The organism is Streptomyces sp. NBC_01546, from assembly GCF_045208355.1.
Lineage (GTDB): Bacteria > Actinomycetota > Actinomycetes > Streptomycetales > Streptomycetaceae > Streptomyces.
Map to the genome: position 1 here is coordinate 4,677,377 of NZ_CP109379.1, position 20,596 is coordinate 4,697,972.

Annotated in this window: 21 protein-coding genes and 2 pseudogenes; 12 read left to right on the forward strand and 11 right to left on the reverse strand. The window is 71.9% G+C overall.

Going from position 1 to position 20,596, the window contains the following annotated elements:
- Positions 1–28: 28 nt before the first annotated feature.
- From OHA89_RS21460 to OHA89_RS21475, 4 genes are read right to left on the reverse strand one after another with little or no spacing between them, the layout of a single operon-like run.
- Positions 29–373, reverse strand: coding sequence for a hypothetical protein (locus tag OHA89_RS21460; protein WP_266609370.1), 345 nt, complete (start codon positions 371–373; stop codon positions 29–31).
- Positions 346–666 carry a hypothetical protein gene (locus tag OHA89_RS21465; RefSeq protein ID WP_266609371.1) on the reverse strand — a complete coding sequence of 107 codons (321 nt, stop codon included), beginning with the start codon at positions 664–666 and terminating at the stop codon, positions 346–348. Before OHA89_RS21465 ends, OHA89_RS21460 begins: the two co-directional genes overlap by 28 nt.
- On the reverse strand, positions 663–2,051 hold the full coding sequence (locus tag OHA89_RS21470; protein WP_266609372.1) for a hypothetical protein: 1,389 nt from the start codon (positions 2,049–2,051) through the stop codon (positions 663–665). Before OHA89_RS21470 ends, OHA89_RS21465 begins: the two co-directional genes overlap by 4 nt.
- Complete coding sequence (locus OHA89_RS21475; protein ID WP_266609373.1) at positions 2,048–2,485, reverse strand: hypothetical protein; 438 nt, start codon at positions 2,483–2,485, stop codon at positions 2,048–2,050. The genes OHA89_RS21470 and OHA89_RS21475 overlap by 4 nt, the downstream gene beginning before the upstream one ends.
- Before the next feature lie 138 nt (positions 2,486–2,623).
- Here OHA89_RS21475 and OHA89_RS21480 point away from each other — a divergent pair, with 138 nt between their 5' ends.
- The 5 genes from OHA89_RS21480 (at position 2,624) to OHA89_RS21500 (ending at position 8,983) form a co-directional block, all read left to right on the forward strand.
- A complete protein-coding gene (locus OHA89_RS21480) occupies positions 2,624–3,100 on the forward strand; it encodes a hypothetical protein (protein ID WP_406366855.1) in 477 nt (158 codons plus the stop codon).
- A 60-nt stretch (positions 3,101–3,160) separates the two neighbouring features.
- Positions 3,161–4,099 carry a MerR family transcriptional regulator gene (locus OHA89_RS21485; protein WP_406366856.1) on the forward strand — a complete coding sequence of 313 codons (939 nt, stop codon included), beginning with the start codon at positions 3,161–3,163 and terminating at the stop codon, positions 4,097–4,099.
- A gap of 323 nt (positions 4,100–4,422) precedes the next feature.
- Positions 4,423–5,304 (forward strand): helix-turn-helix domain-containing protein, encoded by an 882-nt coding sequence (locus OHA89_RS21490; protein ID WP_406366857.1) that lies wholly within the window; start codon positions 4,423–4,425, stop codon positions 5,302–5,304.
- A 133-nt stretch (positions 5,305–5,437) separates the two neighbouring features.
- Positions 5,438–7,324 carry a long-chain fatty acid--CoA ligase gene (locus tag OHA89_RS21495; RefSeq protein WP_266612351.1) on the forward strand — a complete coding sequence of 629 codons (1,887 nt, stop codon included), beginning with the start codon at positions 5,438–5,440 and terminating at the stop codon, positions 7,322–7,324.
- Positions 7,325–7,501: 177 nt separating this feature from the next.
- The gene (locus tag OHA89_RS21500) at positions 7,502–8,983 is read left to right on the forward strand and encodes an alpha/beta hydrolase (protein ID WP_406366858.1); all 1,482 of its coding nucleotides are present in this window, start codon (positions 7,502–7,504) and stop codon (positions 8,981–8,983) included.
- A 31-nt stretch (positions 8,984–9,014) separates the two neighbouring features.
- On the opposite strand, the gene OHA89_RS21505 is transcribed toward OHA89_RS21500, so the two are convergent.
- Positions 9,015–10,184, reverse strand: a complete 1,170-nt coding sequence (locus OHA89_RS21505; RefSeq protein ID WP_266609378.1) for a lipase family protein — start codon at positions 10,182–10,184, stop codon at positions 9,015–9,017.
- Between the two features lie 229 nt (positions 10,185–10,413).
- Here OHA89_RS21505 and OHA89_RS21510 point away from each other — a divergent pair, with 229 nt between their 5' ends.
- A complete protein-coding gene (locus tag OHA89_RS21510) occupies positions 10,414–10,890 on the forward strand; it encodes a hypothetical protein (protein WP_266609379.1) in 477 nt (158 codons plus the stop codon).
- 43 nt (positions 10,891–10,933) lie between these two features.
- On the opposite strand, the gene OHA89_RS21515 is transcribed toward OHA89_RS21510, so the two are convergent.
- Together OHA89_RS21515 and OHA89_RS21520 are read right to left on the reverse strand one after the other, a co-directional pair.
- Positions 10,934–11,944: an AraC family transcriptional regulator gene (locus OHA89_RS21515; RefSeq protein WP_266609380.1), complete on the reverse strand. Its 1,011-nt coding sequence runs from the start codon at positions 11,942–11,944 to the stop codon at positions 10,934–10,936.
- A gap of 53 nt (positions 11,945–11,997) precedes the next feature.
- Positions 11,998–12,273, reverse strand: a complete 276-nt coding sequence (locus OHA89_RS21520; protein WP_406366859.1) for a hypothetical protein — start codon at positions 12,271–12,273, stop codon at positions 11,998–12,000.
- Between the two features lie 176 nt (positions 12,274–12,449).
- Here OHA89_RS21520 and OHA89_RS21525 point away from each other — a divergent pair, with 176 nt between their 5' ends.
- Together OHA89_RS21525 and OHA89_RS21530 are read left to right on the forward strand one after the other, a co-directional pair.
- Positions 12,450–14,186, forward strand: coding sequence for an AMP-dependent synthetase/ligase (locus OHA89_RS21525; protein ID WP_406366860.1), 1,737 nt, complete (start codon positions 12,450–12,452; stop codon positions 14,184–14,186).
- 61 nt (positions 14,187–14,247) lie between these two features.
- On the forward strand, positions 14,248–15,093 hold the full coding sequence (locus OHA89_RS21530; RefSeq protein WP_257555792.1) for a serine protease: 846 nt from the start codon (positions 14,248–14,250) through the stop codon (positions 15,091–15,093).
- 25 nt (positions 15,094–15,118) lie between these two features.
- On the opposite strand, the gene OHA89_RS21535 is transcribed toward OHA89_RS21530, so the two are convergent.
- Positions 15,119–15,559, reverse strand: a complete 441-nt coding sequence (locus OHA89_RS21535; RefSeq protein ID WP_406366862.1) for an NUDIX hydrolase — start codon at positions 15,557–15,559, stop codon at positions 15,119–15,121.
- Positions 15,560–15,598: 39 nt separating this feature from the next.
- Positions 15,599–15,877: pseudogene (locus OHA89_RS21540) on the reverse strand (FtsX-like permease family protein); the annotation flags it as partial.
- 197 nt (positions 15,878–16,074) lie between these two features.
- On the opposite strand from OHA89_RS21540, the gene OHA89_RS21545 reads away from it, so the two are divergent.
- Positions 16,075–17,277, forward strand: coding sequence for an RNA-guided endonuclease InsQ/TnpB family protein (locus OHA89_RS21545; protein WP_406366864.1), 1,203 nt, complete (start codon positions 16,075–16,077; stop codon positions 17,275–17,277).
- 100 nt (positions 17,278–17,377) lie between these two features.
- Here the strand turns inward: OHA89_RS21545 and OHA89_RS21550 are convergent.
- Positions 17,378–17,536: pseudogene (locus OHA89_RS21550) on the reverse strand (ABC transporter permease); the annotation flags it as partial.
- Between the two features lie 8 nt (positions 17,537–17,544).
- Between OHA89_RS21550 and OHA89_RS21555 the strand changes: the two are divergent.
- A complete protein-coding gene (locus OHA89_RS21555; RefSeq protein WP_406366865.1) occupies positions 17,545–18,000 on the forward strand; it encodes a sensor histidine kinase in 456 nt (151 codons plus the stop codon).
- A 26-nt stretch (positions 18,001–18,026) separates the two neighbouring features.
- Positions 18,027–18,875, forward strand: a complete 849-nt coding sequence (locus OHA89_RS21560) for a L,D-transpeptidase family protein (protein ID WP_215146578.1) — start codon at positions 18,027–18,029, stop codon at positions 18,873–18,875.
- Here the strand turns inward: OHA89_RS21560 and OHA89_RS21565 are convergent.
- A complete protein-coding gene (locus OHA89_RS21565) occupies positions 18,847–19,500 on the reverse strand; it encodes a hypothetical protein (protein WP_266609386.1) in 654 nt (217 codons plus the stop codon). The two genes, OHA89_RS21560 and OHA89_RS21565, sit on opposite strands and share 29 nt — an antisense overlap.
- Positions 19,501–19,637: 137 nt before the next feature.
- Between OHA89_RS21565 and OHA89_RS21570 the strand changes: the two genes are divergently transcribed.
- Positions 19,638–20,594 (forward strand): LLM class F420-dependent oxidoreductase, encoded by a 957-nt coding sequence (locus tag OHA89_RS21570; protein WP_406366867.1) that lies wholly within the window; start codon positions 19,638–19,640, stop codon positions 20,592–20,594.
- Positions 20,595–20,596: the final 2 nt, after the last annotated feature.

Sequence of the window (20,596 nt, forward strand, 5' to 3'; positions counted from 1 at the left end):
CCCCGTCCGGGCGGGGGCTGCGGCGTGCTCAGCCCAGGGTCTCCCCGCGGACGTACGCGATCGTCCCGAGCACGACCGGCACGGCGAGCCACCACGGGCCCATGGCCCGGCGGACGCTGGGGATGAGGGTGATGAGCAGGCCCAGCACGCTGAGGCACACGGAGACGAAGCACATCGCGGCGGTGTTCTCGTAGCCCTGGTGGTCCCATTCGGCCTGCGGCCCGACGAACACGGCCAGGAACACGGCAGCGGCGTTCAGCAGGTGGATGATTCCGAGCGGGACGCCGAGCACCCAGCGCAGACATCCCCGGTCCTCGGGCAGGTCGATGTTCTCGCGCGGCAGCCTCAGCCGAGCGTCGCGATACGCACCCACGCGATCACCCCCAGGACGAGGGGCGGGGCGAGCCACCACAGGCCCATGGTCCGGCGGACGGGAGGGATGAGGGTGATCAGGATCCCGGTCACGCTCAGGAAGAGGGCGAGCAGGCAGGCCAGCTCGGTTCCGCCGTACCCCTGGGTGTCCCATTCGCCTGCCGGGCCCGCCGACACGGCGAGATAGACGAGGGCGGCGTTCAGCAGGTGGACGAGCCCGAGAGGCACTCCGAACACCCAGCCCACCCATCGACGGTCCCTGGGCGGGTTCCCGTCCCCGCGGCCGTCCGTCATCGCATCGCGTCCTTCACCTTGCCGAGATTGTCGCCGAAATCATTGCCGTAGTTCTGGGCCTTGTCAGACTCCCAGTACGGGCCGCCGTTGTAGCGGGCGGCGATCTCCCGCATCTGGGCATCGGTCAGCTGGTCGGCGGGAACGTCGCCGTAGCCCGCCTCCGCCTTGATCTGGGCAAGGAAACCAGCGGCGATGAAAGCATTCTGCTTCGGGTCCTGCAATGACTCCTCGACGAGGTCGCGCTGGTCGCCGGTGAGGTGCGCCGGATCGTAGCCGAGCACTTCGGCCCCGCGTCGGACCTGGATGGCGATCGGGCCGAAGGAGGTCTCGTCGGGTGCTCCCCCCGCCCGGCTGAAGAGGTTCTCGGGGGTGATGGGGCTCAGGAAGGTATCGGCCAGACCGCGTGCCGTGTCGACACCGTCGTCGATGATCCCGTACTGGCCGCCGATCTCCTTCCAGGCGATGCCCGCGACCAGCTCTTCGGGCAGCCCGGAGCGCTGGGCAGCGGCGCGCAGGATCGCCTTGTTGTGGGAGATCCACTCGGCCCTCTCCTTGTCGTTGCCCGGCGGGTCCCAGTAGTTGTCGTCCGCCTCCGGCAGCCCTGCGACCCGCATCCGGATGTCACGCAGCTCCGGCGACATCTCGGCGTTCCCGAGCGGCCCCGTCATTTCCCGCTTGGGGCCGCTGCCCGGCAGATGGGTCAGCGGGCTGGTGCGGGCCTCCGCGGCCTCCCGGCGGATGTCCGCCATGGCCGCGTACAGGTCGGGCCGGCTGCCGCCGCCCTGCATCTTGAAGTCGGGCAGCAACTCGTACGCTTGCTGGAGCGCGTGGACGCACGTGCTGCGGGCCTCCTGCTCGGTGGTCTTGGCCAGCTGGAAGCTGCCGCCCGCGCCGTCGTGGAGCCGGTTCGCCTCGTCCCGGATGTCGTCCACGTCCATCGTGACCTCGGCCATCCAGTCGAAGACCCCGGTCGTGGCGCGCATGTCCTCCCACTGGCGCATGGGCTCGGCCTCCTGCGCGACCTTGGTGATCGCGGTGCCCTTCGTGCCGATCAGCGCGGCGAGTGCCCGCTCGGAGCGCTTGCCGTCGCGGTAGTGGGTCTTGGCGGTGGCCAGGGCCAGGGCATAGGCGTTCAGGGCACTGGCCGCCTTGTCGTAGCCCTCGGCCATGTGGGTCACCAACTGGCGGGCCTCGGCGAGGCGTGAGGTGTACGTGTGGCTGCCGTCGCTCTGCCACTGCGTACGGGTCTCCGCCCGCCGGGCGGGCTCCTCCACCTGGACGAGGAGGTCGCGCAGCCGGCGGAACTCGGCGGCGTTGCGCTCGACGAGGGGAGGGTTGCACTCCTCCAGGAACTCGACGTCCTTGCGATGGCTGAGCCCGCTCACTTGCACTCCGGCGGTACGTACTGCCCTGATTCGAGCAGGTTGTTGAGGAAGGACCGGGCGGTGTCGTCGTCCACGTGGGCGAAGCTGGTGCCGGTCGTCTTGAGACGGGTCGCGAGGGCGGCGAACAGGCTGATCGTGTCCTTGAACTGGTCGTCGGCGAACCGGGCGAAGCGGAGGGCTTCCTTCGAGACGTCGGCGTGTGCCCGCGGGGCGCGGGCCATGGTGGAGGCGTCGCCGTCCGGGCGGCCCTCGTGCAGGAGCGCGGCGATCTCGATGAGGAGGTTGGCGTTGCCGTTGATGGACCCGGCCCCGGCCAGCAGGCTGCCCGGGCTGCCGCTCACCTCCGGCGCCACCTGGTTGAGCCGCATGGCGGGCGACTGCTGCCCGGCCAGGACGGCAGCCTTGTGCTGCGCCCACTCCGCATCGAACGACACCTGGTTCCCCCCGACTTGACCCGGAAATGATGGATCATGTCCATGCTAATGCGGGGAAAATGGCATCGGCGCCATCAATGCCATCAATGAGTATCCGTACTCAGGACCAGGCCCGGTCGGGCTGCGAGCCTCGGCTGCATGAACAAGATCTACGGGGTGGTGACGGGAAGCGCGGTTGCCGGGGCGGCCACGGGCTGGATGGCGAGGGCGCTGTGGCTGTGGGCCATCGCGCAGGACCAGCGCAGCTGCGCGGACAGCGTCTCGCTCTGCTTCACCTTTTACCCGCTCGCGGGGATCGGGTTGTGGGTGCTCCTGGCCGTGCCGGTGCTCATGTGGGCCGTGTGGATGCTGAACGTACGGCCGTTGAAGACGACGGTCGCGGCGTCCTTCGCCCTCCAGTGGTTCATCATCGTCGTCGTGGCAGCCATTTCCCGGCACGAACTCCCCGAGTCCACGGCCCTGACCGTCGGGGCCATGGCGCTGGGTCCGGCGCTGGTCGCGCTCGCCGCCGATCCCGCGCGGCGCCGGGCGGGGCTGATCACCATCGGCGTGCTGGTGACGGCGGGTCTCTCGCTCGTCTGGCTCTCCATCCACCTGAGCACGAACTTCATCTAGCTGAACGAGTCCGAGGACAACCTTGAGTCTCCAGTGACTGGAGACAGCAGAGTGGGGGACATGGACGTTACGACCCTCTACTCGATCGGGGAGCTTTCCCGGCGGACCGGCTTGGCCGTGAGGACCATCCGGTTCTACTCCGATTCGGGGGTGGTGGCGCCGACCACCCGGAGCCCCGCCGGCTATCGGCTCTACGACCACGACGCACTGCTTCGTCTGGAACTCCTCCGCACACTGCGCGAGCTGGGCATGGACCTGGCCACGATTCAACGGGTACTGGACCGCGAGCGCTCGGTGGCGGAAGTCGCCGCGGCGCACGCCGATGCCGTGGACGTCCAGATCCGGGTGCTGCAACTGCGTCGGAGCGTTCTGCGAGTCGTGGCCGGACGCGGGTCCAGTCCCGAGGAGACCAAGCTCATGCACAGGCTCACGCAGTTGTCCGGCGAGGAACGCCGGCGTTTGATCGACGATTTCATGGAAGGCACCTTCGGCACAGTGGATGGCGATCCGGCCGCGGTGGCCATGGTTCGCGCTGCCACTCCCGACCTCCCCGATGATCCGTCCGGCGAGCAGGTCGCCGCGTGGGTGGAACTCGCCGAGCTGGTCGGCGACGAGGACTTCCGGGCCCGGATGCGCCGGACGGCCACGTGCCAGGCCTCCGGGCGCACGCTGGGCATCGAGAGCGAGATCGGCGAGGAACTGATGGGGTTCACCCGTCAGAAGGTGGCCGAGGCCATGGAGTCGGGCATCGACCCGCTCAGCGACAGGGGAGCACCCGTCATCGACGACCTCGTGCACCGCTTCGCCGAGGTGTTCGCGCGCACCCCTGACACGGAATTCCGGGACTGGATGGCCCAGCGGTTCGAAGAGGCGCACGATCCCCGGGTGGACCGGTACTGGCGGCTGGTGTGGATCGTCAACGGCTGGCAGGTGGTGCCGAACCTGATCCCGGTGTACCCCTGGCTCATCCAGGCCCTGCGAAATGGTCGCGCCGCATAGTCACCGCGGTGGGTGGCCGGGTCGCGGATTTCCGCGATTCGGAGGCGGACGTGGGGCGGGGGGAACCGTGACGCGGGGACCCGCGACCCGGTGCGCTCGGACGTCACCCCTTGAAATCACCGGAGGTGAAACCAACCCTCCCAACCCAACCTGCCTCGCCCTCCGGCTCCCGTAACTCACACGGGTGAACTGTGCCAACTGGGCTGGATTTGTGGATGGTTGGCGGGCATATGCTCGGCCCACAACATCAGACATGAGACGGCCCCCGGCGGGACTGCAATCCCGGTCGAGGGCCTGACCAACTAGGAAGTAGCCCCTTCCCAATGGCTCTGAACGAGCTTAGCGCGCCCCCGCGCGCGTCGTCCCGTGTTCGTGCCGGGACCGCCCAATCCGGTGTCGTCCACGTCAACGTCCGGCATGCCGATCACTACACAGTGGTCGGCAACCACCTTGCCCAGCACCGTGGGTTGTCGCTGGTCGCGATCGGGCTGGCGCTCCACATCCAGTCGCTTCCGGCCGGTGCGAAGGTCGGCATCAAGAGGCTCGCCGACCGGTTCCCGGAGGGGGAGGTCCGGATCGCCGCCGCCCTGCGGGAGCTGGAGGCGTACGGGTACCTGGAGCGCAGCCGCGTCCGGCTGGCCGGCGGGCAGGTGGTCACGCGGACCGTGTCCTACAACCGGCCGCGCGGGATGCCGACCGTGGCCGAGCCGGAGCCGGAGCCGGAGCCGGAGCCGGAGCCGGAACCGGAGCCGGTGGCCGAGCCCGCGCCGGTTCCGGAGCCCGAGCCCGAGCCCGAGCCCGTACCTCCACCAGCAGTGGACGCGCCGCCCGCCCGGCTCCGGCAGGAGGCCGAGGACCTGCTCTCGCGGCTGCGTGCCGACGACCCCCGGCTGTTGCTCGCGCACAAGGACGTGAAGCGACTCGCGCCCGGAGTGATGGCCTGGCTGGAGCGCGGGGCCGACCCCGAAGCCGTACGGCAGGTCCTGGCCGGAGACCTGCCCGTCCCCCTCCGCCATCCGGCGGGCCTGATCGCGCACCGCCTCCAGGCGAGCCTTCCGCCGCACCTTCCGCCGACCCCGGTCGCCCGGCCGGTCCGCCGCCCCGACCCGCTCCAGAACTGCGACGGCTGCGAACGCGCCTTCCGCGCACCCGGACCGGGCCGCTGCCGGGACTGTCCGCCCGATGAGACGGCGGTCGCGGCGTAGCCACGAAGTCGGTGGTCGCGTGGAGCGTCCGTGAAGAAGGCGGTCAGGGGGGTGGCCGGACGGGTTACCGGTACGTAGATTACCGGCGGTAACTCCGTATTCCAGCCGAGGAGAGTCCGCCGTGGAAGCCGAGCTGAGGCTGGTCAGGCCCGTAGAGCCCGTCGAACCCGTCAAGACGGTCATCGACGGGGTGGTGCGCGAGGTGCACGTGCCCGCGCTGGTGGGCCCGCCGCAGAAGGGGTCGCTCGGGGACATCCCCTTCGACAACGCCCGGGAGGCGCCCGGCGAGGCGGTGCTCGCGCGCAAGGACCGGGACGGGAACTGGCGGGACGTGTCGGCGGCCCAGTTCGCCGCCGAGGTGCTCGCCGTCGCGAAAGGGCTGATAGCCGAGGGGCTGAGGGAGGGCGACCGGCTCGCCATCATGGCCCGCACGACCTACGAGTGGACGCTGCTCGACTTCGCCGGATGGGCCGCCGGGCTGGTCACCGTACCGATCTACCCCACCTCCTCCGCCCTCCAGGCACGCTGGATCATCCAGGACTCCGGCGCCGTGGCCTGCGCCGTCGAGGACACCGCGCAGGCGCGGATCATCAGCGCCGAGCGGGCGAACCTGCCGTGGCTGGCCCACCTGTGGGAGTTCGACACCGGCGCCCTCGCCCGGCTGGTCAAGGCCGGGGAGCACCTGCCCGACCGGGTGGTGCACGCGCGGCGGGCCGCCCGTACGCCGGAGGCCGTCGCGACCCTCATCTACACCTCGGGCACCACCGGGCAGCCCAAGGGATGCGTGATCACCCACGCGAACTTCTTCGCCGAGGTGGACAATGCGGTGGGCCTGCTGCACCCCGTCTTCAAGTCGGTCAGCAAGGATCCGGCCTCGACCCTGCTCTTCCTGCCGCTGTCCCATGTCTTCGGGCGGATGGTCGCCGTCGGCTGTCTGCGGGCCCGGGTGAAGCTGGGGCACGCGCCGAGCATCAGCACCGAGGACCTGCTGGCGGATCTCGCCGGGTTCCGGCCGACCTTCCTCCTCGCCATCCCGTACGTCCTGGAGAAGGTCTACAACACCGCCCGCGCCACCGCCGAGAAGATGGGCCGTGCCTCGTCCTTCGACCGGGCCGCCCGCATCGCGCGGCGCTTCGGCGAGATCGTCGAGGGCAAGAGGCCCGGGCTCGGGCTGCGCATCGCGCGGGCGCTGTACGAGCCGCTCGTCTACCGGCGGATCCGGGCCGCGCTCGGCGGCCGCGTCCGCTACATCCTCAGCGGCGGATCCCCGCTCGGCCGGCGCCTCGCCGCGTTCTACACGGGCGCGGGCGTCGAGGTCTTCGAGGGCTACGGGCTCACGGAGACGACCGGTGCGTCGACGGTGACCCCGCCGCTGCGGCCGAGGCTCGGCACGGTCGGCTGGCCCCTGCCGGGCACGGCCGTACGGATCGCGGACGACGGGGAGGTGCTGCTCGGCGGGCGCCACGTCTTCGCCGGGTACTGGAACAGCGGGCAGGGCGTCCCGTACGGGAGCTGGCTGCCGACCGGCGACATCGGTGAGCTCGACGCCGACGGGTACCTCACCATCACCGGCCGCAAGAAGGACGTGATCATCACCACCGGCGGCAAGAACGTGGCCCCCGCGCCCCTGGAGGACTGGCTGCGGGCCCACCCCCTGGTCGGCCAGTGCATGGTGGTCGGCGACAACCGGCCGTACATCACCGCACTGATCACCCTGGAGCCGGACGGCCTGCTGCACTGGCGCCAGATGCACAAGAAGCAGACGGTGCCGATCTACGAGCTGGTGCGGGACGAGGAACTGCGGGCGGACCTCCAGCGGGCGGTCGACGACGCGAACCGGCTGGTGTCGCGCGCCGAGTCGATCCGCCGCTTCACCATCCTCCAAGGCGACTTCACGGAGGCGCGCGGCCATCTGACCCCCTCGCTGAAGCTGAAGCGGGGCGCCGTCGCCCGTGACTACGCGCGCCAGATCGACGAGCTGTACCGGGGCCCCGCGGGCGGTGAGCCCCGCGAGGGGTGAGGCCGGCCGAGGGGCGGGGGCGCGTGGTCGCGCTTATGGTGGGCTGACCGGTCCGGGGGGACACCCGAGGAGGGTGCAGTGCACCGTTCCCGCTCCCGTTCCCGCTTCCGTGGCCGGTCCCCTTCCCGTGGCCCTGCCCGTGGTCCTTCCCGCATAGCTGCCGCCTGCGTGCTGGTCGTGACCTGCCTCGGGGCGGCTCCCGGCCCCGGCCCCGGCCCGAGCTCCGCACCTCCCGCCGCCATCCGCTGGGGGGACTGCCCCGAGCGGCCCGTGCCCGCCGGGATGCGCTGCGGGACGCTCGAGGTGCCCCTCGACCACGCGGCCCCCGGCAAGGGCACGGTCGAGATCGCCCTGGCCCGGATACCGGCCACCGACCGCAAGAAGCGCATCGGCTCGCTCCTGCTGAACTACGGCGGCCCCGGCGCCCCGGGCATCGCGAGCCTGGCCGCCGACCCCGACGCCTTCGCCGACCTCGGCGAGCGCTACGACCTCGTCGCCTTCGACCCGCGCGGGGTCGGCCACAGCGAGCCCGTCTCCTGCGGCGGCTCCCAGCAGGCCGACGACGAGGCGGGAGACCACGCCGCCGCGCAGCTGGCCGCCCTGCGCGCCGTGGTCAGGCGCTGCGAGCTCGCCTCCGGCCCGGTCCTCCCGTACATCGGGACCGTGCACGTCTCCCGCGACATGGACGTGATCCGCCGGGCCCTGGGAGACAAGAAGCTCCACTACCTCGGCTTCTCGTACGGGACCCGGCTCGGTGCCGTGTACGCGGCGCAGTTCCCCGGCAGCACCGGCCGCATGGTCCTCGACGGCGTGGACACCCTCACCGAGCCGCTGGCGGAGCAGGCCCTCGTCTCGGCGCGCGGCCAGCAGCGGGCCCTGGACCACTTCCTGTCCTGGTGCGCCCACCAGCAGGGCTGCGTCTACGGGACCAACACCCGCACCGCCAAGGAGAATGTGGGCGCCCTGGTGGCCCGGCTCGACGAGGAGCCGCTGGTCGGCCACGACGGCTCCTACGTGACCGGGCAGGATGCCGTCGGCGCGATCGGCGCCGCCCTGTACTCGCAGCTCATGTGGCCCGCGCTCGCCGACGCGCTGGCGATGGCCGAACGGGACCGCGACCCGGTGGGGCTGCTCCAGCTCGGCGGACCGATGGGCCCCTCCGAGGGTGGGGCGGGCAGCGGGGCGCAGGACGACGGCCCCGGGGCGGTGTCCGCGGACAACGCCGACGCCGCGCTCGCCGCCGTGAACTGCGCGGACGACCCGGACCGGTCGAACGACAAGGCCGCCCCGGCGGCCATAGAGAAGGAACTGGCAGACCTGAAGGGCGAGTTCCTCGAGGTCTCGAAGGTCTTCGGCCCGCGCCAGCTGATGACGGTGCTCTCCTGCTACGGGCGGCCCGCCGGCACCGACTTCATCCGGAAGATCGACCGCCCGGGAGCCCCGCGCATGCTGCTGGTCGGCACCCGCGGGGACCCGGCGACCCCGTACGAGTGGACGGAGGAGACGGCGAAGCGGCTCGGCTCGGCGGTGATCGTGGACTACAAGGGCGAGGGGCACACCGGTTACGTCTCCTCGCCGTGCGTTCGGGAGTACGTGGACCACTTCCTGATCGACGGGCGGCTGCCGCCGGGCACGCGGTCCTGCCCCGCCGTGGAGTGACCCGGCGGGGCATGTGTGCCGCGGGCGTTGGCTAGCAGTTGGCGTGCGTCGGGCGCCCGGCGAAGCGGTCCGCGAGCCAGTTGCCGACCGCGAGGGACTGGGTGATCACGCCGCTGACGTGCTCACCGATCCAGATGGTGTCGAACTCGACGTTCGCGCCCTTCGCGCACCAGTCGGAGCGCAGCCCGCGGCCCACCCCGTACGGGATCAACTCGTCCCCGAGCGCGTGGTACTGGTACACCGGCGCGGCCGGGGCGGTGCGCCCGAGCCTGCTCTGGTTCAGCCGGGCCTGCCAGTCGGGCTGGTCGAGCGGGTTGCGCGTCGTCAGGTCGGAGATCCGCTTGAAGGAGCCGGCGATGGCGTCGATCGCCACGCAGTTCTCCTTCATGCCGGCGACCAGCAGTTTGCCGGCCGGGTTGAGGTAGGAGTCCAGTTTCAGCTCGGGGAAGGCGGCGTCCTGGCCGGCGGCCGCCATGAAGATCAGCCCGGAGCCGTAGGAACCGTCGTTGAAGTCGGCCACCTTCAGCAGGTCGGCCGGGACGCCGCCGGTCGCCGTGCCCTTGACCTTCAGCTCCGGGGCGTACGAGCCCTGCAGCTCGGCGGCCCAGCTGCTGGCCTGGCCGCCCTGGGAGTAGCCCATGATGCCGACGGGGGTGTCGGCCGGCAGGCCCGCCTCCGGGAGCCGGGTGGCGGCGCGGGCCGCGTCGAGCATGGCGTGCCCGGCCGAGGGGCCCACCGTGTAGGTGTGCACGCCCGGGGTGCCGAGGCCCTCGTAGTCGGTGACGACCACGGCCCAGCCGCGCAGGGTGAGCTGCTGGATGAGGTTGGCCTCCATGGCGGTGCCGTACGGGAGGTTGTTGCTGGGCGCGCAGGAGTCGCCCATGCCGACGGTGCCGACGGCGTAGGTGATGAGCGGGCGGGGGCCGGTGCGGCCGTCCTGCGGGACGACGACGGTGCCGGAGACGGTGTTCGGGGCGCCGTCGGCGGCGGTGGAGCGGTAGTGGATCTTCCAGGCCTTGGTGTTGGTGGGCTGGCCGGGCAGCGGGTGGAAGGCGGACGGGGCGCTGCTGACCAGGTCTCCGGGGCGGCCGGATTCGGCCGTGGCCTCGGCTTCGGCGGCGGCGGTTGCCGTGGTGGCGGGGATCCCGGCCGAGAGGGCCAGGGCGGCGACGGCGGTCAGGGCGGTGCTTCGGAATCGCATGGGCGGCTCTCCCAAGGGTCCGTGCGGGGGTAGGTGAGGTGAAGGTAGTGACCGACCGGTCGGAACGTCGCTGACCGCGCAGCTCAGCTTTCCTGGCCGGGAATCGCAACCCTTGTCGGGCGGGGCGCGGGTGCGGTACAAACGCGCGACACGCCGGGGCCGGAATCAGCCATTCGGATGGCTGAAAACCGCCGATTTGACGTGGACACAACCATCTTGGGGGGATTCCGTGGCCGGACGCGGAGAGAAGTTCAAGCAGCGGGCGACGCTCTGCCTCGCCGTGACGGCCATAGCCGCCGGCATCTTCTTCTTCGTCGGCATGGCCTCCCAGAAGCCGGCCGGCTGGGGCGCCGCCTACGCCTTCGGCTCCCCGGCCACCGTCGAACTGCCCTCGCGCTGCGGTACGGAGACCTTCGTCCGCGGCGGCAGCGGGAGCCGCGGCACCGCCAAGTGCGACGGCACCCGGTGGACCGCCGGCGGCACGTCGCACACCGGCACGCTCTACGCGTACGCCGACGAGATCACGAAGGACGGCAGCGGAAAGCTCGCCTTCACCGGGCAGGCCCGCGGCCTCGGCGACCGGCTCTACGGCAAGCCGGAAACCTGGGAGACCGCCCTCCATCTGGCCACCCTCGGCGTCGCCGCCCTGGGCCTGCTCGGCCTCCTGCTCTCGGCGGTGGCCGCCCCGTTCGGCCCCCGCCGCTGATCCTCGCGGGTCCGGAGCCATTGCCGGGCGCGGAGCCCCAGTTCTAGCCGCCGGAGGCTATCCGGTAGGCGCCCGGGGTCGTGCCCGTCCAGCGGCGGAAGGCGCGGTGGAAGGCCGTGTCCTCCGAGAAGCCCAGCCGGGCCGCGAGTTCCGCGATCGGCTCGCCGCTCTCCGCCAGGCCCGCGATCGCCGCGTCCCGCCGGACGTGGTCCTTCAGCTGCTGGAAGGAGGTCCCCTCCTGCTGGAGGCGGCGCCGCAGCGTCGCCGGGGACACCGCGAGGCGCGCCGCCACCTCCCCGAGCGCGGGCAGCCGCGGTGAACCGCGCAGCTGCTGGGTCAGGGTCCGGCGGACCTGTTCCGCGACCGTGGTCCCGTACTCCGGCCGCGACAGCAGGTCGAAGGGGGCGCGGCGCAGCATCGCGTCGAGCGCGGGCTCGTCCCGTACGAGCGGCGCGGTCAGCCAGTGCGCGTCGAACGCCGCGCCCGTACGGGTCTCCCCGAAGTGGACCGGGCAGTCGAAGAGGATCTCGTACTCGTCCTTGTGCGGCGGCGGGGGATAGGCGAAGGCGGCGTACGCGAGCGGGATGCGCCGGCCGATCAGCCAGCTGCTCAGCCGGTGCCAGATGGCCAGCACGCACTCGGTGAGGAACCGCTCCTCGTCGCGGGCGAAGTCGTTGCGCACGGTGAACCGGGCCTCGGCGCCCACGACTTCGAGCGCCAGCTCGGGGCCGCCCGGGAACAGCCCGTAGAAGGCGGCCGCGCGTTCCATGGCCGCGCCCAGGTCCCGGCAGCCGAGGGAGGCGTAGCACATCATCGCGAAGGTGCCGGGGCGGCTGGGGACCGGACTGAGGCCGAGGAACTCGTCCTGCGTGGTCCGGTACAGCGCGCGGAACAGGCGGGCGAACTGCGCGGGCGTGATCCGGGCCCGGTCGTCGCCCAGCAGCAGCGGCGGGATCTGCGCCTCCTGGAGCAGCGGCACGGTGTCGATGCCGCTGCCGCGGGCCCCCGCGAGCACGGCCCGCACATGGTGCACGGTGATCGTCCGCCTCCCCATGGTCCGACGGTAGCTCCCCGCACGGCAGCGCGATACGGAAGCGGCGGCCTCGGCTAATGCCGTATGAGCAGCAACGCCAACTGCCAGGCCAGCACCGCGTGCACGAGCAGGCAGGTGCCCCAGGCGCGCCCGCGCGATCCATGGCGCGCCACCGCGACCCATCCGGCCGCCACCAGCACGGCGGCCAGGATCCACAGGGCCCAGCAGGCGATGAGCCACGCGCCGGTGGGATCCGCGAAGAGCCGGATGACCGCCGGCGGCGCGAGCACCAGGAGGGGAACGCCCCACGTGCCCTCGGTGGCGGTGCGAGGACAACGCGTATCGGACATCGGTGAAACCTCCGTGTCGCCTTACCTGAAAATCCCACTCTGTCATCCGCAACGGTCGGGCGGACGGCGGGTGTTCGTGAGCGATCCGGTCAGTGCGGGTGACGCTTCCGGTCATGCCCTTCGGGCGCCGCGGCTGCCTAGCGTCGGGGGTCACCAACTCCCGGGGAGGGCATGCGATGGACGTCGACGGCAGGCCGAGCACGCTGGCGCAGTTCACCCAGTGGACCGAGGAGCGGTACGGGCCGGAGACCGCACTCAGGTTCCGGGCGCCGGGAGACGGCGGCTGGCAGACCCGCACGTACGGGGAACTGGGCGCGGAGGTGCGGGCCGTCGGGCGGGCCCTGCTCGGGATGGAGGTGGCCGCGGGCGAGCGGGTGGCCGTGCTGGCGGAGACCCGGCCGCAGTGGACGTACACCCACTTCGGGGTGCTGGCGGCGGGCGCGGTCCTCGTCCCCGTGTATCCGACGGCGGGGGAGGAGGAGCTCGCCTGGGTGCTGGCGGACTCCGAGGCGGTGGTCGTGGTCTGCGACGACGCGGCGCAGGCGCAACGGGTCGAGGCGTTGTGGGCCGAACTTCCCGCGCTGCGGGCGGTGGTGGGGATGGACGCACTGCCGTCCCTGCCGCAGGCCCCGGAGGCCGAACTCCTCGCGCGCGCGGCGGCCGTCGCGCCCGGGGCGGACGCGTCGATCGTCTACACCTCGGGCACCACGGGCCTGCCGAAGGGCTGCCGCCTCACCCACGGGAACCTCGGCGCGATCCAGGACGCCACCCTCCCGCTGATCAGGGGCGGCCCGGGGGACTCGACGTACCTCTACCTGCCGCTCGCGCACCTGCTGGCACAGCTGATCCAGTTCTCGACGCTGCTGGAGGGCGGTGAGCTCTGCTACTTCGGCGGCAGGATCGAGGACGTGCTGGCGGAGCTGGCGGTGGTCCGCCCGACCCATCTCCCCTCCGTGCCCCGGCTGTTCGAGAAGCTCCACTCGGTGGTGCTGTCCCTGGCGGAGGCCCAGGAGGGCGGCCGGGAACGCCTCGAGGAGGCGGTGCGGCTGGGCGTGCTGGCGGCGGAGGGCCGGCTGCCGGAATCCCGGCGGGAGGAGTGCGAGGCGGCCGAGAAATCGCTGTACTCCCTGGTCCGGGGCGCTTTCGGGGGCCGCCTGAAGTGGGCGCTCACCGGCGGCGCCCCGATCGCCCCGGCGACCCTGGACCTGCTGCGGGCCTGCGGGATCGCGGTGTACGAGGGGTACGGGATGACGGAGTCGGGCGGTGTCATCTCCCTCAACCACCCGGACGCGGTGCGGTACGGGACGGTGGGGCGCCCGATCGCTGGCTGCGAGGTGCGGATCGCGCAGGACGGGGAGGTGCTGGCGCGGGGGGCGATGGTGTTCCCGGGCTACCACGCGAACGAGAAGGCAACGGCGGAGGCGCTGGACCCGGAGGGCTGGCTGCACACCGGCGACCTGGGCGAACTGGACGCCGAGGGGTACCTGCGGATCACCGGTCGCAAGAAGGAGATCGTCATCACCTCGGCGGGGAAGAACCTCACCCCGACGGAGGTCGAGTTCGCCATCCAGCGCTCGCGCTACGTCTCCCGCGCGGTGATGATCGGCGACCGCCGGCCGCACCCGGTGGCCCTGATCACCCTGGACGCGGAGGAGATCGGGGCCTGGGCGGCCCGCGAGGGCCACGACCTGGGCGCCGCCCCATCCACCCACCCGGCGGTCCGCGCCCTGATCGAGGCGGCCGTGACGGAGGCCAACGCCACGGTCTCCCGCCCGGCCCGCATCCGGGCCTTCCACGTCCTCCCCGAGGACTTCACGATCGCCTCGGGGACCCTGACCCCGACGCTGAAGCTCCGGCGGAGGGCGGTGGCGGAGCGGTACGCGGGGGAGATCGAGGGCTTGTACGGGGGGTGAGGCCTTGCACCCGGCCCTGCCCGCGGGGCATGCTTCGCCGGGGCAAAGCGGAAGGATCATCATGCCGGTGGACAAGCGGACCGTCGTGACCGTGGTGTTGTGTGCCGCGGCGGCATTGGGGGCTTCCGCCGCCGTGGCCGAGCTGGTGCCACCGCCCGAGGGGGTCGCGCCCGTGCGGGCGAAGGCCGCGCCGACGGGGTCGGCGACGGCTCCATCGCGTTCGCAAGCAGCGAAGCCGCAGCTCTCGACCCCGCCCAAGAGCACGCTGCCGCCTGCCGTCACCCCTCAGCCCGGCGGGCCCGCGGCCTTCACCGGGGCCCTGTTCACGGACGGTCTGGACAGCGACCACTTCTGCACCGCGACCGTGGTGCAGAGCCCCGGCCGGAACCTGATCGTCACCGCCGGGCACTGCCTGCTCGACGGGGACCAGGGCGGCGGCACCGCCGTCTTCGCACCTGCGTACGCCAACGGGGTCGCCCCGTACGGCACATGGAAGCTTGAGGAAGCCTTCGAGGACGACCGCTGGGCCGAGGGCACGGACGACAGCTACGACCTCGCCTTCGCCCGCCTGGCCCCCGATGCCACGGGCCGGTCCATCGAGGACGTGACCGGTGCGGCCGTGCTGGACACCAGCGGCCGCTCGGGTGAGGAGGTCACCGTCACCGGTTACCCCGCCGACCGCAAGGTTCCGCGTACCTGCACGGCGGTCACCGTCCGCGAGAGCGCGACCGAACAGCGCTTCGACTGCGCCGATTTCCCCGGCGGCACCAGCGGCAGCGCGTGGATCGCCCGGGACGGCAAGATCATCGGCATCCTGACGGGCGGCGACACCGACGACGTGTCGACCAGCACCGTCCTGGGCGAGTACGCCGCCTCGCTGTACGCCAAGGCCACCGCGAAGCGCTGAGCGGTCACCGCGTCCTGGACTGGGCCTAGGTGACCAGTCCCAAGTGGACCGGCTCGGCTGGGGCGTTCGCCAGGAGGTCCGGCAGGCGCGGCGGCCACAGCGGTTCGCCGAGGGCGGCCAGGCGCTGCGGGGAGAGCCACTGCCAGTGGATGCCGGGATACTCCGGCACCGGATCGCGGTGCGGGCCCGTCGTGAGGTAGATGTGCTCGTGCTGGCGGACCGGGATCCCCTGGTGCGTGAAGTCGTGCTCCCAGGTGCACAGCAGTCGCCCGGGCTCCACATCGGTCCAGCCGGTCTCCTCACGCAGCTCGCGCCGTACGCACTCCTCGGGGCTCTCGCCGGGGTCGATCCCCCCGCCGGGCGGCAGCCAGTGGATGCCGACCTCCACGTTGTCCTCGCGGAAGAGGAACACCGACCCGGCGGGGGACAGGATGACAACGCGCGCTGCGTGACGTGGAGTTCTCATCGAATCAGCCTACGCCGGTGATCCCTCCCGGCGTCCGGGTTATCCCGCCGCCAGCGCCAGTGTGGGGGACAGCCGGGCCGCCCGGACCGCCGGGTAGAGGCCGGCCAGGGTGCCGATCGCCAGGGTGGCCGCGAAGCCTCCGGTCACCGCCCAGAGGGGGACCACCCAAGGGAGGTCGCCCGCCCAGGCGTAGACGGCCGTGGCCGCCGCGCCCAGGGCGATGCCCGCCAGGCCTCCGAGCCCGGACAGCAGCAGGGACTCCGTCACCGTGTAACGGGAGGATGCCCCGGCCTTCAGGCCGGAGAGCAATCCGGCTTCCCCATGTAGCGGGGTAGGGGCAGCTGATCGCCTCCGGCGGGTCAGCGTCCGTCGCGGGCGTGTTGGGTGGCGGTCTGTGGCAGGTGAAGGCTCCTGGAGTTGGGGGATCGGCGGCCTGTGCGGGTGGTCGGTCACTCGTTCGGGTGGGGTGTCGGTGTTCCGGGGAGGGACGCGGGCTGCGGCTCTAGGTTGGCGTCATGACGGCATTGGCGGAGGTCGGGGAGGCCGGGCGCGCCCGGTACACATTCCGGCTGCGTCCGTCGTCTACGGCCCGCTCGGCCCTGCTGGGTGAGTGGGACCGGTGCCGGTGGGTGTGGAATCAGTGCGTTGCCAGGTCGCGGGCGGCGCACCGGGCGGGGGAGAAGTGCGGGCCTGCCGGTCTCGACAGGATGCTGACTGGATGGCGCGGTGAGCATGAGTGGCTTCGTGCGGGCGGGAGTGTGCCGCAGCAGCAGGTCATCCGGGACTTCGCGGCGTCCCGTGGCAAGGCGCTACAGGACGTCAAGGCGCGGTTGCCGGTGCGGCGGCGGGCGGGGATGCCGCGGTTCAAGAAGAGGGCTGTCGCCGATCCGTCGCTGAATTACACCCGGCGTGGGTTTCGGCTGAAGGACGGACGCCTGCACCTGGCCGGGGGTGTATCGCTGACGGTGGTGTGGTCGCGGGAGTTGCCTGCCGAGCCGTCGAGCGTGCGCGTCTACCGGGACAGTCTCGGGCACTGGTACGCGTCCTTCGTCGTCCAGGCCCAAGCGCGGCCGCTGCCCGCCACTGGCGCGGTGATCGGTGTCGACTGGGGTGTGAAGGAGACCGCGACCACTACCAGCGACGAACACGACCTTTCGCACCCCGAGCACGGCAAGCAATCGGCTGGGAAGCTGGCGGGCTATCAGAGGATGATGGCCCGTCGGAAGCCGAAGCGAGGTCGGGCCGCCTCGAAGGGCTACCGGAAGGCGAAGCGTCAGGCCGCGAAGACGCACAAGAAGATCGCCCGCCAGCGGCAGGACACCGCCCGCAAGTGGGCCAAGCAGGTCGTGACGGACTTCGACCGGCTCGCCGTGGAGGACTTCCGCCCGAAGTTCCTCGCCAAGTCGACGATGGCCCGCAAGGCGGCCGACGCGGCGATCTCCGCCACCAAGCATGAACTGATCAACATGGCGCGCAAGCACGGCCGCGACCTACGGCTCGTGAACCCTGCGCACACCACCATGGACTGCGGGCAGTGTGGAGCGAGAACCAAGCACGCACTCCCGCTGTCGGAACGAACGTACACGTGCAGCGCGTGCGGAGCTGTCTCCCCCAGGGACAAGAACTCCGCACGTGTCATGCTCGTCCGGGCTGGTCTCAACCCGGCTACCGCTGATCGTGGAAGACCTGACGGACCGCTGGTCCGTCAGGCAGCGTGAGGTAGGAATCCCCCTCACTCATGAATAGAGGGGGAGGATTCAAGAACTGGATCCGGATCTGGCCCTATGTGGCGCCCAGCGAGCGGCGCAGGCCGATCTAGTGGCGACGTTCCGGCACCCAGGTGATCCCGGTGTTCGCGACGCCGACCCCGCCCACCAGCAGGGCGATCCCGGCCAGCCCCAGCAGCGGGGTGCTGAAGGTACCCTCCGTGCGCGCCTTCGCCTGGAGCGCCGCCGACGGGTCGCTGACCACGACACTGCCGTCGGATGACCGCCGAAGCCCTCGACGCGATGCTGGGGCGGATGGAGCGGGGCCTGACGGTGGAACGCACCCTGGCCCCGCTGGCCGTGACGGGCGACCGGACGCTCCTGGGCCACCTGGTCCGGAACCTGCTGACCAATGCCGTACGTCACAACCGCGCGGGCGGGCGGCTCACCCTGGCCACCTCCATCGAGGGGGAACTGACGGTGTCCAACACCGGCCCGGTGATCGGTCCGGCCGATGTGCCGAGGCTCCTGGAGCCGTTCCGGCGGAGCGCGGAACGGCAGCACACCGCTGGTGAGGGCGCCGGTCTGGGGCTTTCGATCGTCGCCTCGATCGCGCGGGCGCACGGGGCGGAGCTGACGGCGCGGGCCAATCCGGCGCCGGACGGCGGGCTGACGATCCGGCTCCGCTTCCCGGTGGCAGACGCCCGGCGGCAGGGCAGCGTTCAGCCGGAGTGAAGGGCGGCTGATGTACGGTCGGTTCAATGAGCAAGCACCGCCGAGCCCGCTCCCGCACGCTCCGTACGTCGCGTACGCCTCGTCCGGGAAGTACTCGTACGTCCTCGCCCACGTCCCGGCGCGTGGCCCTCGCCGCGACCTTCGGCCTGCTGACCTTCGCGGCCGGCTGGGTGTACGCCCTCGACGACAACGCCGTCGGCACCGCCTCGCAGGCACGCGCCGACTCCCGTCCCCAGGCCCCGGACCGCGCCGCGCGCGACGCCCAGCGGGAAGCTCCCCGGGCCCCGCTGCAGGGGCTGACCGGCATCAGCGAGCAGACCCTGGCGAGGATCCCGGCCGAGTCCCGCCAGCTCGTCCTGGTCACCGGCAAGGCCGGGGACTCCTCGGAGTCCACCGCCGCGCTCTACACCCGTCCCGCGGCCGGCGCCGACTGGGTGCGGACCGAGAGCTGGCCGGCCCGCAACGGGGCGAAGGGCTGGTCCACGGAGCGCACGTACGGGGACCTGACCTCCCCGCAGGGCGTCTTCGCGCTCACCGACGCGGGCGGGCTGCTGGCGCCGCCGCCCGGCACCCGGCTTCCGTACGACAAGGACCGGGCGTTCGTCGCCACGGGGCGCGGGGTCAACGGCGAGTCCCTGGCGGGGTCCTTCGACTACGTCGTCGCCATCGACTTCAACCGCAGGCCGGGGAAATCGCCCCTCGACCCGGTCAAGCCGGAGGGTGAGGACAAGGGCGGCAACATCTGGCTCCACGTGGACCACGACGGCCCCTCGCAGGGCTGCGTCGGCATCCCGAAGGAGGCGATGAAGAAGGTCCTGGCGACCCTCGACCCGGCGGCGAAGCCGGTCATCGTGATGGGTCCGGAAGGCTTCTGACCGGGGCGGCGGGAGTCCGTCGGCGGGCCTGGAGCAGCAGCCCGATGTACACCAGGTCGAAGACGCTGCACAGGATCCCGAGCCCGAGGATGAACGGCGCGTCCGCGAGGACCCCGAACAGCACGGTCGGGGCCAGCGTGCCCAGCCACTTGGCGACGGCGATGGTCAGGGACTGCCCGCGCGGCCCCTGCCGGGCGGCGAAGAGGCCGATGAACAGGCCGGACATCAGCAGGTTCTGCAGGAACGCCGAGTAGCGCGAGGCGTCGTGCGCCCCGAAGTGGGCGAGGAACAGCCCCTGCACGGCGAACCCGGTGGCGAACACCAGGACCGACCAGGCGGCGAACATCGGACGGGTGACGAACCGCGGCAGCTCGGCCCGCCCGAACCGCATATAGGTGAAGACGATCACCACGTCGGCCGCCGCCCAGACCACGTTCACCACGGCTTGGGCGGTCATCCCGGAGTCCGTGAACTCGCGGACCGCGTAGATCGACTCCCAGGCGAAGTTCAGCGCGAGCGCGGCGACGGGCATCGCGTACGTCCGGTCGCGCAGCCCGACGCGGATCGCCTCCAGGTACACGACGGTCCAGGCGATCCCGCTGACCAGCGTGAGTATGAGATCCATCCGCGCACCCTAGGCGGTGTCCCGGCGGGGGCACAGCCCCGGGTCCTGTCCGACCCCTTGCCTGACGGTCCGTCAGCTACGACGATGGCCCGGCACCGATATGACGAATCGGCAGACGAAGGCGAGGCGGGTCCGGCATGGCGCGCGTGTTTCCGGAGGGTCGGCTGGTCTACGGGATGCAGCTCCCGGTCCAGTCGCAGAGCACCATCTACGCCGAGCCCTGGGAGGCGTCGGCCACCGCCGCCGACCTCGCCGAGGTGGCGCGGGCCGCCGACCGGGCCGGCTTCGGGTACCTGGCCACCTGCGACCACGTGGCCATCCCGCGGCGGCTCGCCGGGCCCATGAGCACCGTCTGGTACGACCCGGTGGCCACCCTGTCCTTCCTCGCCGGCATCACCGAGCACGTGCGGCTGCTCAGCCACGTCGCGATCCTCGGCCTGCGCCACCCGCTGATCAGCGCCAAGCAGTACGCCACCCTCGACCACCTCTCGGGCGGCCGGCTGATCCTCGGCGTCGGCGCCGGGCACGTCCAGGAGGAGTTCGAGATCCTCGGGGTGGACTTCGCCCGCCGCGGGGCCGTCCTCGACGAGACCCTCGACGCGCTGCGGGCGGCGCTCGGCCCCGAGGAGTACCCGGAGTTCGAGGGCGAGCTGTTCTCCTTCAAGGATCTCGGCCAGCTGCCCCGGCCCGCCCAGGAGCGGATCCCCGTATGGGTCGGCGGCTCCTCGCCCGCCGCCGTCCGCCGGGCCGCGCTGCGCGGGGACGGCTGGCTCCCGCAGGGCGACCCGCGCGAGAAGCTCCCGGCGCAGATCGCCCGCATCAAGGAGCTGCGCGCCGCGGCCGGGGTGGCCGGCCCCGTCGAGTTCGGCGCGATCACCGAGGCCCTGTACGTCGGCGAGCCCGGCTGGGACACCGGCCGCCGCACCCTCACCGGCAAGGCGGAGGTGCTCGCCGCGTCCCTGCGGGAGTACAAGGCGCTCGGCGTGGACCAGATCCAGGTCCGCTTCCGCAATCGCGACCGCGCCGAGCTCGTGGACCAGATCACCGCTTTCGGGGCCGAGGTGGCCCCCCTCCTCAACGACTGGGAGTCGTGACC

What these genes read in the sequence shown, in the direction of transcription:
- OHA89_RS21465 (WP_266609371.1), bottom strand. Translation starts at nt 666, where the DNA reads ATGACGGACGGCCGCGGGGACGGGAACCCGCCCAGGGACCGTCGATGG.
- OHA89_RS21480 (WP_406366855.1), top strand. Translation starts at nt 2,624, where the DNA reads ATGAACAAGATCTACGGGGTGGTGACGGGAAGCGCGGTTGCCGGGGCG.
- OHA89_RS21485 (WP_406366856.1), top strand. Translation starts at nt 3,161, where the DNA reads ATGGACGTTACGACCCTCTACTCGATCGGGGAGCTTTCCCGGCGGACC.
- OHA89_RS21490 (WP_406366857.1), top strand. Translation starts at nt 4,423, where the DNA reads ATGGCTCTGAACGAGCTTAGCGCGCCCCCGCGCGCGTCGTCCCGTGTT.
- OHA89_RS21505 (WP_266609378.1), bottom strand. Translation starts at nt 10,184, where the DNA reads ATGCGATTCCGAAGCACCGCCCTGACCGCCGTCGCCGCCCTGGCCCTC.
- OHA89_RS21515 (WP_266609380.1), bottom strand. Translation starts at nt 11,944, where the DNA reads ATGGGGAGGCGGACGATCACCGTGCACCATGTGCGGGCCGTGCTCGCG.
- OHA89_RS21520 (WP_406366859.1), bottom strand. Translation starts at nt 12,273, where the DNA reads ATGTCCGATACGCGTTGTCCTCGCACCGCCACCGAGGGCACGTGGGGC.
- OHA89_RS21525 (WP_406366860.1), top strand. Translation starts at nt 12,450, where the DNA reads ATGGACGTCGACGGCAGGCCGAGCACGCTGGCGCAGTTCACCCAGTGG.
- OHA89_RS21530 (WP_257555792.1), top strand. Translation starts at nt 14,248, where the DNA reads ATGCCGGTGGACAAGCGGACCGTCGTGACCGTGGTGTTGTGTGCCGCG.
- OHA89_RS21535 (WP_406366862.1), bottom strand. Translation starts at nt 15,559, where the DNA reads ATGAGAACTCCACGTCACGCAGCGCGCGTTGTCATCCTGTCCCCCGCC.
- OHA89_RS21545 (WP_406366864.1), top strand. Translation starts at nt 16,075, where the DNA reads ATGACGGCATTGGCGGAGGTCGGGGAGGCCGGGCGCGCCCGGTACACA.
- OHA89_RS21555 (WP_406366865.1), top strand. Translation starts at nt 17,545, where the DNA reads ATGACCGCCGAAGCCCTCGACGCGATGCTGGGGCGGATGGAGCGGGGC.
- OHA89_RS21560 (WP_215146578.1), top strand. Translation starts at nt 18,027, where the DNA reads ATGAGCAAGCACCGCCGAGCCCGCTCCCGCACGCTCCGTACGTCGCGT.
- OHA89_RS21565 (WP_266609386.1), bottom strand. Translation starts at nt 19,500, where the DNA reads ATGGATCTCATACTCACGCTGGTCAGCGGGATCGCCTGGACCGTCGTG.
- OHA89_RS21570 (WP_406366867.1), top strand. Translation starts at nt 19,638, where the DNA reads ATGGCGCGCGTGTTTCCGGAGGGTCGGCTGGTCTACGGGATGCAGCTC.